The organism is Deinococcus radiopugnans ATCC 19172 (genome assembly GCF_006335125.1).
In the GTDB taxonomy this organism is placed as follows: domain Bacteria; phylum Deinococcota; class Deinococci; order Deinococcales; family Deinococcaceae; genus Deinococcus; species Deinococcus radiopugnans.
Map to the genome: position 1 here is coordinate 209,579 of NZ_VDMO01000001.1, position 15,761 is coordinate 225,339.

14 protein-coding genes are annotated in these 15,761 nt (G+C 67.8%); 5 read left to right on the forward strand and 9 right to left on the reverse strand.

What is annotated here, in order from left to right; translation table 11 throughout:
- Positions 1–58: 58 nt before the first annotated feature.
- The 6 genes from FHR04_RS00865 to FHR04_RS00890 form a co-directional block, all read right to left on the reverse strand.
- Entirely contained in the window at positions 59–289 is a 231-nt protein-coding gene (locus FHR04_RS00865; protein WP_139399986.1) for a DUF6755 family protein, read from the reverse strand.
- Positions 286–840: a QcrA and Rieske domain-containing protein gene (locus FHR04_RS00870; RefSeq protein ID WP_170213799.1), complete on the reverse strand. Its 555-nt coding sequence runs from the start codon at positions 838–840 to the stop codon at positions 286–288. Before FHR04_RS00870 ends, FHR04_RS00865 begins: the two co-directional genes overlap by 4 nt.
- A gap of 172 nt (positions 841–1,012) precedes the next feature.
- On the reverse strand, positions 1,013–1,675 hold the full coding sequence (locus tag FHR04_RS00875) for a 4Fe-4S dicluster domain-containing protein (protein WP_139399989.1): 663 nt from the start codon (positions 1,673–1,675) through the stop codon (positions 1,013–1,015).
- 130 nt (positions 1,676–1,805) lie between these two features.
- A complete protein-coding gene (locus tag FHR04_RS00880; RefSeq protein ID WP_139399991.1) occupies positions 1,806–4,127 on the reverse strand; it encodes a molybdopterin oxidoreductase family protein in 2,322 nt (773 codons plus the stop codon).
- Positions 4,127–5,239 (reverse strand): respiratory nitrate reductase subunit gamma, encoded by a 1,113-nt coding sequence (locus FHR04_RS00885; RefSeq protein ID WP_139399993.1) that lies wholly within the window; start codon positions 5,237–5,239, stop codon positions 4,127–4,129. Before FHR04_RS00885 ends, FHR04_RS00880 begins: the two co-directional genes overlap by 1 nt.
- Positions 5,232–5,429 (reverse strand): hypothetical protein, encoded by a 198-nt coding sequence (locus FHR04_RS00890; protein WP_139399995.1) that lies wholly within the window; start codon positions 5,427–5,429, stop codon positions 5,232–5,234. The genes FHR04_RS00885 and FHR04_RS00890 overlap by 8 nt, the downstream gene beginning before the upstream one ends.
- Positions 5,430–5,755: 326 nt before the next feature.
- On the opposite strand from FHR04_RS00890, the gene FHR04_RS00895 reads away from it, so the two are divergent.
- Positions 5,756–7,117, forward strand: coding sequence for an MFS transporter (locus FHR04_RS00895; RefSeq protein WP_139399997.1), 1,362 nt, complete (start codon positions 5,756–5,758; stop codon positions 7,115–7,117).
- Positions 7,114–7,710, forward strand: a complete 597-nt coding sequence (locus tag FHR04_RS00900; protein ID WP_139399999.1) for an FmdE family protein — start codon at positions 7,114–7,116, stop codon at positions 7,708–7,710. Before FHR04_RS00895 ends, FHR04_RS00900 begins: the two co-directional genes overlap by 4 nt.
- Positions 7,711–7,728: 18 nt before the next feature.
- Here FHR04_RS00900 and FHR04_RS00905 read toward each other — a convergent pair whose 3' ends face one another.
- The 3 genes from FHR04_RS00905 to FHR04_RS00915 form a co-directional block, all read right to left on the reverse strand.
- Positions 7,729–8,565: a tryptophan 2,3-dioxygenase gene (locus FHR04_RS00905; protein WP_139400001.1), complete on the reverse strand. Its 837-nt coding sequence runs from the start codon at positions 8,563–8,565 to the stop codon at positions 7,729–7,731.
- Entirely contained in the window at positions 8,562–9,827 is a 1,266-nt protein-coding gene (gene kynU, locus FHR04_RS00910; RefSeq protein WP_139400003.1) for a kynureninase, read from the reverse strand. The genes FHR04_RS00905 and kynU overlap by 4 nt, the downstream gene beginning before the upstream one ends.
- Before the next feature lie 360 nt (positions 9,828–10,187).
- The gene (locus FHR04_RS00915; protein ID WP_139400005.1) at positions 10,188–11,087 is read right to left on the reverse strand and encodes an ROK family protein; all 900 of its coding nucleotides are present in this window, start codon (positions 11,085–11,087) and stop codon (positions 10,188–10,190) included.
- Positions 11,088–11,236: 149 nt separating this feature from the next.
- On the opposite strand from FHR04_RS00915, the gene FHR04_RS00920 reads away from it, so the two are divergent.
- From FHR04_RS00920 to FHR04_RS00930, 3 genes are all read left to right on the forward strand, one after another.
- The gene (locus tag FHR04_RS00920) at positions 11,237–12,283 is read left to right on the forward strand and encodes an LLM class flavin-dependent oxidoreductase (RefSeq protein WP_139400007.1); all 1,047 of its coding nucleotides are present in this window, start codon (positions 11,237–11,239) and stop codon (positions 12,281–12,283) included.
- A gap of 121 nt (positions 12,284–12,404) precedes the next feature.
- Entirely contained in the window at positions 12,405–14,012 is a 1,608-nt protein-coding gene (locus FHR04_RS00925) for an HD domain-containing phosphohydrolase (RefSeq protein WP_139400009.1), read from the forward strand.
- Positions 14,002–15,675, forward strand: coding sequence for a GGDEF domain-containing protein (locus FHR04_RS00930; protein ID WP_139400011.1), 1,674 nt, complete (start codon positions 14,002–14,004; stop codon positions 15,673–15,675). The genes FHR04_RS00925 and FHR04_RS00930 overlap by 11 nt, the downstream gene beginning before the upstream one ends.
- The last annotated feature ends 86 nt before the right edge of the window (positions 15,676–15,761 follow it).

A 15,761-nucleotide genomic window follows, 5' to 3' on the forward strand; every position in this document is an offset into this window, starting at 1 on the left:
CTGGGGCGACTTCAAATGGGTGGGGCGGCAGGGGGATGGAGCAGCGGGAAGCTCTGGTTTACTCGCGAGGTTCGCGCGGAATCAGGCGCACCAGCCACAGCGTCAGCGCCGCCAGCAGGGCGCTGCTGATCGCGGCGGGCCACAGCAGGCCGTATTCCTTGCCCAGATAGGCGTCCAGCGCCAGCATCAGGATGAACAGCTGGATGCTCCAGAAAATCAGAATGAAGGCCAGCAGCACGCCCACAACCAGGCTGCGCTGGGCGTAGCGGGGGCGGGAGGAGCCGGTCAATGGCCTCCTCCTCCCACGGCCCAGACCTCGCCGTCACGGATGTCCAGCTTGACCAGGTTCAGTCCACGCTGCGGCGGCCCGGAGATCACGTCGCCCGTGCGGGCGTTGAAGAAGCCCTCGTGGCAGGGGCATTCCAATACTTTCTCGTGCGGCTCGTAGTACACGGCGCAGCCCAGATGCGGACACTTCTGACTGTAGGAGCTGAAGGTGCCGTCCTCGTGGCGCACCAGCAGCGAGTACTGGCCCTTGGCCGGGTATTCGAAGGCGGTGGAGGAACCGGGGGAAAAGTCCTCCACCCGGCCCAGGCGAAGCGGCGGGACTTCCGCGACGGGCCGCGCGCCGACACTTGCTAGCCCGGCGATCAGGACGGTGCCCACGGCCATCCCCGCGCTGCTCAGGCCCAGAAAGCGGGTGAACTCGCGGCGCGAGACGTAATCGGTGGCGTCCCAGTCCACGCTGAAGTCGGTCTTCCAGTGCGGCGTCTTGCGCGGATCGCCCATGGGACGCGGGTCTTCCAGAATGTCCTTCTTGGGGTGTTTGGGCTCGGTCATAGATACTCCGATGCAATCGTTCCGCAGGAATGATGGAATCCGAGCAGGAGGAGCAGCGTCCTCATGGGCGTCTGTCCGCGACGATTGGCGAGAAGGAGACAGGAGGGGGCCGGGCGCGGAGTCCATGGGCCGGAGCTGTCCCGGCTCATGGACGGAGCAGACGGAATCCGGCTCATAGGCGGCCTCTCAGGGTCTGGGGCTGCTCCATCGGCAGCGGCTCCAGGTGCGCGAAGGGGTCGAGGTGATCAAAGGCGTCCGGCTCGAAGCGGGCATCCATGTGCGAGATCACGTCCATATCCAGGCCGATCTCGCCGTCGGGCAGCACCAGAAAGACCTTGGTGGTAATGGTCTGCTCGCCGAACTGGAAGCTGTTCTGCGGCGTGCCGCCCCGGCGCGACTGGAATTCCTCCAGCGTGCCGTAAAACAGCGCTTCGGACGGGCAGACGCTGGCGCACATGGGCTTTTTGCCCACCGAGGTGCGGTCATAACACATGTCGCACTTGAGCATCTGATCAATTTCGGGGTAGTAGCGCGGCACGCCGAAGGGGCAGGCGTTGACGCAGTTGGAACAGCCGATGCAGCGCGGGGCCTGACTGCTCTGCACCACGCCGTCCTCGGTGCGCTTGATGGCGTCGGCGGGGCAGACGGCGGCGCAGGTGGGCAGATCGCAGTGCATGCAGACCATCGGGGCCGTCTGCGTGGACGCGCCGCGCTCGATGTATTCCAGGTGGATCATGCTCTTGCCCTTGTGGGTGTCGCACTCGGAACACGCCTGCATGCACGCCTTACAGCCGATGCAGCGGATGGGGTCAACGAAAAAACGCATGTCGCTCATGTCAGCCTCCGGGCGGGGTGGGAACCGCCCCGTTCCGAGCGGACGCGAGTAGGAGCCTGGGGAACGGCCCTGACGTGGAGCAGCCAGCCGCTGCCTTTTCGGATGGATGTGGAAGGGAAGGGCCGTTCCCTCATCGGCGCAGCTCCTTGCGGCGTTCCGCGAGGTTGTAGCCCACGGGCAGGTTCTTCTCGGTGCGGGCGCTCAGGGACTTGGTGTGTTCGCCCTGGACCTGTTCCTCCGGAGTGGCGAGGCGCACGCGGCAGGCCGAGACCTTGAATTCGGGAATCTTGGAGATGGGATCCAACGCTCGCTGCGTCAGCAGGTTGGCGCTCTCCTTGCCACCCCAGTGGTAGGCCATGAACACGGTGTCGGGGCGGATGGTGTTGACCACATTGGCCTGGATGATGACCTCGCCGCGCCGCGTCTGGATGGTCACCCAGTCGTCGGTCTTGATGTTCAGTTCCTTCGCCATGCGGGGGTGCAGTTCCAGCTTGGGATGCGGGAACTGATCCACTAGCGGCCCGATGCGCCGGGTCTGCGTGCCGCTGAGGTACTGGCTGACCACCCGGCCCGTGGTGAACCAGATCGGGTACTCGTCATCCACGACTTCGCCGCTCTCCCGCCAGCTGACCGCGTTGAAATGCGCCTTGCCGTCGGGGTGGTAGAACTTGCCGCCCTCGTACAGGCGGGGCGTGCCCGGATGGCGGTCATCCAGATTTTCCGCGTGCATGGTCGCCAAGCCCTCGTCAGTGGTCTGGGGGCAGGGCCAGAACACGCCCTGGTTGTTCACCACCTTTTCCCAGGTAATCCCGCTGTAGTCGGCGGTGCCGCCGCGCGAGGCCAGCCGCAGTTCGTTGAAGATCTCCTGGGTGTCGCTGAACTGGAAATACTTGCCCCGGCCCAGGCGGCCCGCGATGTCCAGCAGGATTTCCCAGTCGCGCCTCGCCTCGCCGGGCGGGGTCACCGGCGCGTTGATCTTGATCACGCGGCCCTCCCCGCTGGTGGTGGTGCCCTCGTCCTCCTCCTGCAGGCTGCCCGGCAGCACGATGTCGGCGTGTTGCGCGGTTTCCGAGAGGAAGAAGTCGATCACGCTGTAGTGTTCGAGCTTGTTCAGCGCCTCGCGGTTGAAATTGGCGTCGGGCAGCGAGATCAGCGGGTTGAAGCAGATGCTCAGCAACCCCTTGATCTTGCCCGCGTGAATCTCGTTGAGGATTTCCTGCGCGGTGATGCCCTTGCCGGGAATCTCGTCTTCCGAGCAGCCCCAGACCTCGGCGATGTACTTGCGGTGTTCGGGGTTGGTGATGTCGCGGTTGCCAGGCAGTTGATCGCACTTGTGGCCGTGTTCGCGCCCGCCCTGGCCGTTGCCCTGCCCGGTGATGGTGGAGTGGCCGCAGCCCGGCTTGCCGATCTTGCCCGTCGCCAGCGCGAGGTTGGCGCAGCTCATCACGTTTTCCACACCCTTGACCTGGTGTTCCAGTCCACGGGCGTGCAGGATCATGCCGGTCTCGGCCTCGCCGTACCAGCGGGCGGCCTGTTCGATCTTGGCGGCGGGCACTCCGGTGATCTCGGCGGCCCATTCGGGGGTCGCGTCGGCCACAGCGGCGCGGACGTCGCCAAAACCGGTCGTGTGCGCCTCGATGAACGCCTCGTCGGTCAGACCGTCGCGGATGATGACGTGCAGCATGGACATCAGCAGGGCGCTGTCGCTGCCGATGCGCAGGGGCAGGAACAGGTCGGCGGTGCGGGCCATCGGCACCATGCGCGGATCCGCGTAGATGATCTTCGCCCCCTTGTCGCGCGCCCGCCAGATGTAGTCGGTGGTGATCGGAAAGCACTCGGCGATGTTGGTGCCGATGATGAAGATGACCTTGGCGTCGGTGATGTCCTCCCAGTGGTTGGAGGCGCGGTCAATGCCGTACGCCTTCTTGTTGCCCGCCCCGGCCGAGACCATGCACAGCCGTCCGTTGTAGTCCAGGTTGGCCGTTTGCAGCGCCAGCCGGGCGAACTTGCCCACCAGGTAGCTCTTCTCGTTGGTCAGTGAAACGCCCGACAGCATGGCGAAGCTGTCCTTGCCGTACTTGGCCTGAATCTCCTGAATCTTGGACACGGTTTCCGAGAGCGCCTCGTCCCAGGTGATCTGCTGGTAGCCGTGTTCGGTGCGGCGCATCGGGTGCAGCAGGCGGTCTGGGTGAGAGCCTTGCAGGTAGCGCTTGATGCCCTTGGGACACAGTTTGCCCTTGTTGAAGGGAAACTCGTAGCGCGGCTCGAAGCCCACCACCTCGTTGTTCTTGACCTTCAGGCGGATGCCGCACTGCTGGCCGCAAAAGCAGCAGTGGGTGTCCACCAGCGCGTCGTAATCTTCCACGCTGCGGAAGCCGCCAGGGGGCGAGTAGTGCAGCGTGGGGCCGTAGGTGTCCAGAAATTCCTCGCGGGACAGGGGCGGGTTGGCCATTACATGAACTCCTTGCCGGTGGCCCGGAACTGGTTCAGGGTCAGCAGCTTGCGGCGGCAACTCGGGCACAGGTTCTGCCAGTTGCCCACCTGCGAATGGGTGTAGTCCAGGCCCAGATCGGGCAGGATGGTTTTGAGGTCATCTTGCTGCATCTGGCTGATGTACTCGGCGTCGCAGCGGGCGCATCTGGCCTGCGGGCCATTGGCCCCGGCGGCCTTGTAGAACCACACGCCGACGTTGGCGATGCGCTGGAAGATGTGGAAGAACTTGCCGAAGGGCAGGTACAGCAGCCACAGGTACACGGTGACGGCGTGGGTGGTGGTGATCCAGTAGTAGAACTTGCCCTCCAGGAACATGTTGGAGGCGGTCAGCATCATGCCGGTCACGCTCACCGCGAACAGCAGCACCAGCGGCATGATGTCGTTGTCGAACCGCTGCGTGGCCAGTTCGGCCTCGTCCCTGATGCGCCGCCCCAGCACCAGCGCGATGCCGCCCAGGCACAGCACGGCGGCCACGTTCAGGCCGTGCATGATCAGCCAGCCCAGCGCGCTGCGGGCCGGGAAGGTGAAGAAGTCCAGCCGTTGCCCCATCAGCACGATCATGTAGTCGCTGGGTTTGGCAAAGTCGCTCTCGAAACGCAGCCAGCCGAAGGTGAGCGGAAAGGTGATGGCAATGGCGATGATGCAGCCCCAGAAGATCAGCTGATGCGCCAGCCAGCGTTTGCGGGAACGTTTGCGGATAAAGCGCTGCTCGATCAGCTTTTCCCAGCCGGCCCGCAAGAACAGGCCCAGGTTCTGCAGGCGGTGGCCCGGCTGCCAGAACAGCTGCCAGCCGCGTTTCCAGTACATGCGGGTGGGCGGGCGCTGCAGCCACACCACGTAGCGGTACACCACCCCGAACAGCGCGAACACGGTGGCGAAGCAGTACCCGGCCAGCGCGCCGTCGAAGCCGTGGAAGCGCTGCGAGCCGAAGTACACCGCCACAGTCAGCAGGGTGGCAAAGGCCAGCCCGTACAGCAGGCCCCGGCGATCCAGGGTCACGTCCATCACCGGCACCAGCACGGGTTCGGTGTCGCGCCGGGGCGGCAGCGCCGGTACATTCGGGTTAAGCATGGTTCTCCTTGGGGTCAGGCATCGCCATCAGGACGCCCGGCAGATCCCGCAAGTCCTCCACGATCTGCTCGGCCCCGTCTTGCAATGATTTGAGGCGGCCCTGCCACACGCCCCCAGTGGTGCGCCACAGCGTCATGACGTACTGGGGCCGACGGCTTTGCGGTTCTCGCTCTGCGGAAAGGTCTGCCATGCGCGGAGTGTCGTGTGCGCCACTTACAAGCGGCTAACAAGACGGAGTCCGGACGGACGTGGCCCGCTGTCCAGCCTGCCGTGCCGCCCGCGTTCCTCTGGACAGGGAACACCGCCGCAGGGTTCCAAAATTCGCCGTCCCAGACAGCCGAACCACACACCGCTCAATCGAAGGAGGGCCAGGACGCGGCCACCCTGCCGCTGCCACGTCCTCCAACAACGCCGATGACCGTTTTGTTATCCGTTTGTAAGTGGGGGGGCGAGCATGCGGGCAACCCTCCCGCAGCTTCCCAGAGGAGCAGTGGGACGACGGAGGTTTGCCCCGATATGACCACCCCCACCCCTGTTCCTCCTGAACTCATCCCGCCCGCCCCCACCACCGCCGAGGCCAGCGCCTCCCGCCGCGTGCTGACGCTGTCCACGGTGGCCTTTACCCTGATGTTCGCCGTGTGGCTGATGTTCGGCATCCTGGGCCTGCCCATCCGCCAGGAATTTGGTCTGAGCGATGTGCAGCTGTCGTGGCTCTCGGCGGTGGCGGTGCTGAACGGCTCGCTGTGGCGGCTGCCGGCGGGCATCGTCACCGACCGCCTGGGCGGACGCCGCGTCATGGGCGCGATGCTGCTGCTGACCGCCATTCCCGCCTTTCTGATCGCCTTCGCACAGAGCTACCCGGCGCTGCTGGCGCTGGCTTTCCTGGTGGGCTTCGCCGGAAACAGCTTCTCGGTGGGCGTGGCGTGGAACAGCGTGTGGTTCCCGCGTGCGCGGCAGGGCGCGGCGCTGGGCGTGTTCGGGGCCGGGAACGTGGGGGCCAGCGTGACCAAGTTTATCGGCCCGGCCATGATCGTGGCGGTGCCGGCGGCGGGCCTGCTGGGCGGCGTCATCCCCGGCGGCTGGCGGGCCATTCCCTTCCTGTACGGCGTGCTGTTGGTGGTGATGGGGCTGGCCGTGCTGATCTTCGCGCCCCGGCAAGACCGGACGCCGGGGCAGGGCCGTCCGCTCAGGGAGATGCTCGCGCCGCTGCGCAACACGCGGGTGTGGCGCTTCGGGCTGTACTACGTGGTGTTCTTCGGGGCCTATGTGGCGCTGTCGGCGTGGATGCCCAAGTATTACGTGGACGTGTTTGGTCTGCCGCTGTACGAGGCGGCGCTGCTGACCGCCCTGTTCATCTTTCCGGCCAGCCTGCTGCGTCCGCTGGGCGGCTACCTGTCCGACCGTTACGGGGCGCGGGCCGCCACCTACGGGGCTTTCGGGCTGATGGCCGTGGCCCTGCTGGTGATGAGCATGCCCAGCGGCCACATCGTGCTGTACCTGCCGGGGCCGAACGGCACCACGGTGACCCGCGACGTAATGCACTACACGCTGGGCGTGTGGCCCTTCACCGCGCTGCTCTTTCTGGTGGGCGTGGCGATGGGCATCGGCAAGGCGTCGGTGTACAAGCACATCCCTGAATACTTCCCGCGCGACGTGGGCGCGGTGGGCGGGCTGGTGGGCATGCTGGGCGGGCTGGGCGGTTTCTTTCTCACGCCGCTGTTCGCCTACGCCAAGTCGGCCACCGGTTTTCCGCAGAGCACCTTTATCGTCGTGCTGCTGATCACGCTGGTGGCCCTGGCGTGGATGCACCTGAGTATCATGCGGATGATGAACCGCGCCGCACCGCACCTGCAAGACCGCATCGAGGCGCACCCGTGACCGCCGTGCTGGCGCCCGCGCCCCGGCTGGACGAGCTGCTGGCCCTGAGCGCCGCGCTGCACCGCCACCTGTGTCCGCGCCAGGTGCTGGGCGCCCGCATGGGCCTGCTGGCCGGGCGGGCGCTGGACATGGCCGTGCCGCGCACCGACAAGAAGCTGATGGTGCTGGCCGAGACCGACGGCTGCTTCGCCGACGGCCTCTCGGTGGCGACGGGCTGCTGGCTGGGTCGCCGCACGCTGCGCCTGCTGGATCACGGCAAGGTGGCCGCAACGTTCGTGGAGGTGCGGAGTGGGCAGGCCGTGCGCATCGCGCCCCGCACCGACTTGCGGGCGCGGGTGCGCGCGGGCCGCGCCGACGGCCAGAAACGCTGGGACGCCTACATGGACGCGTACCAGACCTGGAGCGACGAGGCCCTGTTCACGGTCACGCCCGTGCGCCTGACCCTGGATCTGGCCGCCGTAATCAGCGTCAACGGCAAACGCGCGATCTGCGGCGGCTGCGGCGAGGAGATCATCAACGAGCGCGAGGTGCGCCGGGACGGGGCGGTGCTGTGCCGGGACTGCGTCGGAGAGGGGTACTGGCAGCCGAGGTGAGGGACGCGCGGTCAGGCCTTACAGCCGCGTCCTGACCTCCCACAGTTCGGGGAACAGCACCACGCTCAGCACGCCGCGCAGGTAGCCCGCGCCGCTGGTGCCGCCGGAACCGGGCTTGAAACCGATGGTGCGCTCCACGGTGGTCAGGTGGTTGAAACGCCAGCGCCGGAAGTTGTCCTCCACGTCCAGCAGTTTCTCGGCCAGTTCGTACAGGTCCCAGTACGTCTCGGGATCGCGGTAGACGGTCAGCCAGGATTCCAGCACGGTCTCGTTCAGCACCGGGGGCTGGGTCAGGTCCCGGCCAAGCACCTCGTCCGGCACAGGCAGTCCGCGTTCGGCCAGCAGCCGCAGGGCCAGATCGTAGACGCTGGGGGCGTGCAAGACGGCCTCCAGCGGCCCGTGCAGGTCCGGGCGGTGTTCGTGCGGGCGCAGCAGCACGGCGCGGCGGTTGCCCAGCAGGAACTCCACCGTGCGGTAGCTGGCTGACTGGAACCCGGACGCCTGCCCGAAGGCGTGGCGGAACTGCAGGTAGTCGGCGGGGGTCATGGTCTTCAGCACTTCCCAGGCGTTGGTCAGCTGTTCCTGGGCGCGGACCACGCGGGTCAGCATTTTCAGCGGCGCGTCGGTGATGCCGCCTTCCAGCAGCGTCATGGCGGCCCGCAGCTCGCGCACGATCAGCTCCAGCCACACTTCCGAGACGTGGTGGACGGTGATGAACAGGTGTTCGTCATGTGCCCCGGTGATGGGCTGGTGCGCGGCCTTCAGGGTGTCGAGCCGCAGGTAATCGCCGTAACTGAGGCTCTGGGAGAAGTCGGTATAGGCGCGTTCGGCGGCGTTCTGATCCCCGCCGGTCACGCCCCCGCACCCTCTTCCAGCACGTTCTGGATGCCCTGCACGGCCCGCCACACGTCCGCGTGCGAGTGGTACAGCGGCGTGAAGCCGAAGCGCAGGATGTCCGGCGTGCGGAAATCGCCCAGAATGCCGCGTTCGATCAGCTGCCGCATCACCTCGCGCGCCTGCGGGTGCCGGTAGGAGACCTGACTGCCTCGTTCGTCATGGCTGCGGGGGGTCACCAGCGTCAGCGGGTGCTGCGCGGCCAGCGGCGTCATCAGTTCGATAAAGGTATCGGTCAGCGACAGCGACTTGGCCCGCAACTGCTTCATATCCACGTCCGCGAACACCTCTAATGCAGCGTCCAGCGCGCTCAGGCTGAGAACGGTGGGGGTGCCCACCACGTAGCGCCGCGCGCCGGGAGCGGGGGTGAATTCGCGGGCCATCTCGAAGGGATCGGCGTGGCCCATCCAGCCGCTCAGAAAGGCCTGGGCCGAGTCCTGATGCCGCTCGGCGACGAACAGGAAACTGGGAGCGCCTGGACCGCCGTTGAGGAACTTGTAGCCGCAGCCCACGGCGAAGTCCGCGCCCGCCGCGTTCAGGTCCACCGGAAACGCCCCGGCGGAGTGCGCCAGGTCCCAGACCGTCAGGATGCCCCGTTCGTGCGCCCTGGCGGTCAGCCCCGCCAGATCCAGCCGGCGCCCGGTGCGGTAGTCCACCTCGGTCAGCAGGGTCAGGGCCACGTCATCGGTCAGCTGCGCCTCAAGGTCTGCACTCGGCACGGTTCGCAGCTCGTAGCGGCCGCCCAGCAGCGCGTTTAGCCCCTGCGCCATGTACAGGTCCGTGGGAAAGTTGTCGGCCTCGGTGAGGATCACGCGGCGCTCCGGGGGGGCCATGTGCAGCGCGGCGGCCAGCAGCTTGAAGATGTTGACGCTGGTGCTGTCGCCCACCGCCACCTCGTGCGGATGCGCGCCGATCAGCGGGGCGATCTTGGCGGCCACGCGGTCCGGCAGGTTCATCCAGTCCTGTGCGGCCTCTGCACCCACTGAGGCGCTGTCGTTGGCCGTCCACGAGCGGATCAGCTGGCCGCCCCATTCCTGCTCGGCCACGCGGGCCAGGCGGGCGGGCACCGTCAGCGGCAACGCGCCCAGGCTGTTGCCGTCCAGGTAGACCACGCCCTCCGGCAGCTTGAACTCGGCGCGTTTGTGGGCCAGCGGATCGCGGACGTCTTTCTCCTGCAACTGGCTCAGGGTGGAATCGGCGAACAGGCGGTCAAATACGGTCATGGTAAAACCTCACAAAAAAGCTGGAGAACTGGCCCCGGAATCCGGGAAATGGACAGGCCGCCCCCCTCATCTCGCAGCGGACGGCCCAGCCTGGCACACCACCACGCCCGCAGCGCGTGGGCAATGGCGTTCGCCCCAGCGCGGTTCCAGCGGTGCAGGCCAGCGGCTGACATGGACTGAAGTATAGGCGGTGGCCTGGAGCAGTTGTCCGAATTACGGCATCAGAAACGAAGACTTCTGATGCCTCCATTCTCTCCTTCGGAGCTGAATCAGTCCCAACTCCTCGTTAAAATTCACTCCCTCTCTGCGAGCTGTGCCAGTCCGTTCGATCAAAAGGAAACAGCTCTTTTGACAACTGCTCTAAGCCCGCTCCGCACGTCCCGCCCACAGGCCCGCGCCGATCAGCCCGGCGTCCGCGCCCAGTTCGGCGTGCACCACTTCCGGCTGGTAGCGCGGGGGGAACCCGCCCAGGCTTTCGCGCACCCGCGCCAGATACCCGGCCCGCAGGCCCACGCTGCCGCCCAGCGCCACGCGGGTCACCCCCAGCAGCGCGGCCACGTCCGCGATCTTCCAGGCGATCAGGGCGGCGGAGCGGCGGTACGTCGCGTCGGCCTGCGCATGCCCGGCCTCGGCGGCGTCGGCCAGGGCGCGGGCATCCTCGAAGCCCAGTTTCCGCGCCTGAACGCCCAGCGCCGTACCACTGGTCTCGAATTCCAGCGGTCCCAGCTCACCCAGCGGCGCCACCTCCCTCCCCTGTGTCCACCCGGCGGGCACGCTGACGAAGCCCAGTTCGGCGTCCAGCCCGTTGCCTGCCAGATGCAGTCGGCCGCCCAGCACCAGTCCGGCCCCCACCCCGGTGCTGACGGTGATGAACATGAATTCGCGGGTTCCCCGGCCCGCGCCCGCCGCGAATTCCCCCCACGCAGCGGCGCGGGCGTCGTTGAGCGCCGCGCAGGGCAGCCCCAGCCCTGACCCGATCCGCTCGGCCAGGGGCACGTCCGTCCAGCCGGGGAAGGTGTGGGTGGCGGTGGCGGTCACGCGCCCGGCGGCCACCGCCCCGGCGCAGGCGACGCCCACGGCGGCGGCGGACGCGGCCAGCGGCGCGGCCAGGGCCAGGGCGGCGTCGATCACGGCTCCGGGCGTGCTGGGCTTGGGCGTGCGCCTCTCGGCGCGGTGGATCAGCTGAGCGCCCTCCATCAGCGCGGCGCGCATGGAGGTACCGCCGATATCGAGGGCCAGCAGGACAGGCGCAGTGGGCATGGGGAATTACAGCACGGCGGCCCCGAGGCCACGTCTGACAAGCCCGGAATAACACACATCACTTTGAAAAACACAGTATGCTTGGACGATTCAGACCGGCGGTCCCACCGTCGGCAGTTCCCCTACTCTTTCCCACAGGAGCGCCCCCCATGCAAATCGGAATCGACAGCTTTGCCGCCGTGGTCTCGGACCCCCGCACCGGCCAGACCCTGGCCGCCACGGACCGCCTGAACAACCTGATCGAGGAGATCGAGACGGCGGACCGCGCCGGCATCGACGTGTTCGGCATCGGCGAGCACCACCGCCCCGAATACCTGGATTCCGCGCCGGCCCTGATCCTGGCGGCGGCGGCGGCCCGGACGCAGCGCATTCGCCTGACCAGCGCCGTCACCGTGCTGAGCGCCAGCGATCCGGTGCGGGTGTTCCAGCAGTTCGCCACGCTGGACCTGCTGTCGCGCGGGCGGGCGGAACTGGTGGTGGGCCGGGGCTCGTTCGTGGAAGCCTACCCGCTGTTCGGGCTGGCCCTGGAGGACTACGACGCGCTGTTCGCCGAGAAGCTGGACCTGCTGCTGCGGATCAGGGACGAGACGCACGTCCACTGGTCCGGGCAGCACCGCCCCGCATTGACCGGGCAGGGCATCTACCCCCGGCCCGTGCAGGACCAGCTGCCCATCTGGCTGGGCGCGGGCGGCACCCCCGCCTCGTTCGTGCGCGCGGGCACGCTGGGACTGCCGCTGATGGTGGCGATTATCGGGGGCGACTTCCGGCAGTTCCGGCCCCTGATCGAGTTGTACCGCCGCGCCGGGCAGCAGGCCGGCTTCGCCCCCGAACAGCTTCAGGTGGGCGTCCACGCCTTCGGCTTCGTGGGCGAGACCACAGGGGAGGCCAGAGACGCCTTCTGGCCCGGTCATCAGCGGCTGTTCGCGGCGCTGGGACAGGAACGCGGCTGGCGGCCTCCCACGCGCGAGAGCTTCGACGCGGCGTGTGGGCCCACCGGTGCGTACCTGATCGGCGACGCGCAGACCGTGGCCCAGAAAGTGGCGTACGTGAACCGGGTGCTGGGCGGCCTGTCGCGCCTGACCTTCCAGATGACCAACGTGCTGCTGCCCCACCAGGACATGCTGCGCGGCATTGAGCGGCTGGGCACGCAGGTGGCCCCGCTGGTCCGCGAGGGGCTGACGTCAGCTGAATCCTGAGGCACCCTGACCCCTGAACAGGGGCTGTGTGAGGTTTCGGACAGTTGATAGGCGGTATATTCCGTTCACCTGGAAGAACTGTTGTCCCGTGTACCGCGTCCAGGCCGTGGGTTTCTTGAAGATGACTTTTGAGTACCATATTCCTGCCCAGGCAGATCAGAAACCCGAACTGGATCTCCAGACCGTGGTGCTGCTGGCCCAGTCGGCTGACGACGCCTTTGAACGCTGCGTCACCCTGGCCCTGCACAGGACCAGGGCTACCACCGTGACGATCTCGCTGCACTGCGCGGAGTCCGGCGAACTGGAAGTCGTGGCCGCCGCAGGGCAGCGGGCCTCCGCGGCGGTGGGGCGACGTCTGCCCAGGGGCCAGGGTCTGGGCTGGCACGTTATCTCAACTGCGGCGCCGTATCTGGTCGAAGAGGCCCTGAACACCCGCGACGCGCACTTCGTCGCGGGCCGCCCCCGCTCGGGCATGTACCTGGGGGTGCCGCTGCTGGCCCCCGACGGCCAGGTGCTGGGGGTGCTGGCCGCCGACACCACGGACAGCGACGAGATTCTGGGCACGCCCGACGCGCAGCTGCTGCTGGTGCTGGGACAGGCGGCGGGCGTGGCTTACACCCGCTGGAAGGCGCTGGAGGACGCGCAGCGCAGCGCCCGGCAGTATCAGCAGCTCGCGCACCTGTCGGCCCAGCTGGAGACCCTGACCCACCCGGACGACATCGCCCGCGAGGCGTTGGGGATGCTGCTGACCCTGAGCGAATTCGACATCGGGGCGGTGATGGACGTCGACGAGCGCGGCCTGGTCCACCTGAGCATGATTCAGGGCGATGAGGCCACGGCCAATGCGATTGCCGCAGCCCTGATGAGCGTCGACGCGCCGCGCGGCTTGATTGCGGAAATCATGGCCACCAACCGCAGCGCCGCGGTCTCCGACTACCGCGCCCAACCGGATTCACCGCCCGAACTGATGCGCGCCCGTTCAATCCTGGCCGCGCCGCTGCGCAGTGGCGAGCGCATGACCGGGATCATCGGTCTGGTGAAGCTGGACACGCCGCGCACGATTCCACCGGAACTGGTCACCCTGCTGGATATGGTGGCGGCGCGGGTGGACCGGGCGCAGGAGCGGGTGGGCACCTACACCCAGATGCGTCAGATGCGCGAGGCCGCGCTGCGGGCGGTGGGCCGCGTGCTGGAGGGACGGGACGGCGAGACTTTCGGGCATACCGACCGCGTCACGGCGCTGGCGCTGCGCCTTGGGCAGGCGCTGGGACTGGAAGACGAGGCGCTGCAGCACCTGCGCTGGGGAGCGTATCTGCACGACATTGGCAAGGTGACCCTGGGGGACGACATTCTGCGCAAACCGGGTCCGCTGACCCCCGGCGAACGTGCCCTGATGCAAAAGCACGTGATCATCGGGGATCACATTCTGCGCGACGAGATCTTCGTGCCGCGCGAGGTGCGCGCCGTCGTGCGCTCTCATCACGAGCGCTGGGACGGAGCCGGCTACCCGGACGGCCTGGCCGGCACGGCGATTCCCCTGCTGGCCCGGATCTTCAGCGTGGTCGACGTGTACGACGCGCTGGTCAACAAGCGCCCCTACAAAGCCGCGTGGACCCACGCGCAGGCGATGGCGGAGTTGCGGCGGGGCGCCGGCAGCCAGTTCGATCCGCACGCGCTCGCGTGTTTCGAGGCGCTGTTCGCCCGTGAAGGGGACACCCATGACGGATAACGACCCGGCCACCCAGCAACTGCCGGGGGCTCGGCTCGGCTCGGCGTCCACGGGTGCAGAGACCGGGGACCTGGCACAGATCCGCGCGGGCACGTCGGCCATCCGTGCCGAACTGCGCGCCGCCCTGGACCGGGCCACCGATCCCGACAGCGCGGCAGACACCCGGTCCCTGGCGTACCGTGAAGCGGCGTATTTCGCGCTCGATCTCAGGGACCTCAAGGCGGGGATGGAACATGCGCTGAACTGCCTGCACTGGGCGCGGGTCAGCGGGGAAGCTACCGTGCAGGTCAAGGCCCACGTGACGCTGGCGCTGGCCATGATGGAATCCTACGACGATGCGGGCGCGCAGCGTGAATTCATGGCGGCCCTCATTCTGGCCGAGGAGATCGGCGACGCCCGGGGCGTGGCACTGGTGGCCGTCAATGCGTCTCACTTCGAGCTGGAACGGCGCAATTACCTGCAGGCTGCCCAGCACCTGCTGGAGCTGCTGAACTCCGCGTCCATGCAGGCGCTGCGGGAACCGGATGCCCGTGGGCTGTGGGAAACGTTCCACATCAATTTCGTGGTCTCCGTCTCAGAAACTCTGCTGGCGGGAACGGAGCTTGACCCTGACATCAAGGCACTGCTGCAGGCCGCCGAGGGTCAGCTGGCCGTCTCCGCGGGGGTGCTGGCCGCCATGCTCAGCGAACGCCACGACCGCAGCCTGCTGGAGACGGCGGCGGTGCTCGACGCGCTGACCCGCCACGCGCTGTGGACCGGCGACCTGACCGTGGCCCAGACTCTGGCCGACGATCACGTCCGGCTTACGGGCGAGGCCGATTTTCCGCTGCTGTACGGCCGCGCACTGCTGGACCGCAGCCGGGTGTACGCCCGCAGCGGGGATCTCGAACGCGCGATTCTGGATGCCGGACAGGCCGTCGGCTACTTCCACGAGGCCGCCTCGGAACTGTGGGAGACCCGCTCACGCGAACAGCTCGCCGCCATCTACGCGCGTGGTGGGCGCTACCGCGAGGCCTTCGAGACCCAGCAGGAGGTGACCCGCGGCATGGAAAACCTGTACCGGGACTACCACCAGCAGCGCGCCCTGGTCCGGCAGATCGCGCAGCAGGCGCGTGAGGCGGAGGTGCGGGCGGAGGCGCTGGCCGAGGCCGCGCTGCGCGACCCACTCACCGGTGCCCCCAACCGCACGCGGGCCATGCAGGTGCTGGCCGAATTGCACGCCCGCGCCCGGCAGGGCCACCCCAGCGCGGTGGCGCTGCTGGATCTCGACCTGTTCAAACGCGTCAACGACACGTTTGGGCATCTGGTCGGCGACGCGGTGCTGACCCGGGTGACCCGCCTGCTGAGCGCCGAACTGCGCGAACAGGACCTGCTGGCCCGGCTGGGCGGCGAGGAATTCATCGTGATCCTCTCGGACGTGACGGCCCAGGAGGCGGAGGTGGTCTGTGCCCGGCTGCGCGAGACCCTGCAGAACGCGTCCTGGGCAGACCTGGCGCCCGGCCTGGTGACCACGGGCAGCTTCGGGGTGGCCGTGCTGGACGGCCAGCAGGACATCACCGGGGTGCTCACGCTGGCCGACCGGGCGCTGTACGCCGCGAAGGCTGCGGGCAGAAACGCGGTCAGGGGAGTGCCGAGACCGGCCGAGCTGGTCCGCGACCCGTGACCCAGGCCGTTGCGGACTGCGCTGCCCGCAGCCCGATAGGGGGTGCCAGGACGATCACGCGCTCAGGGACCCAGGCCCGGAGACGC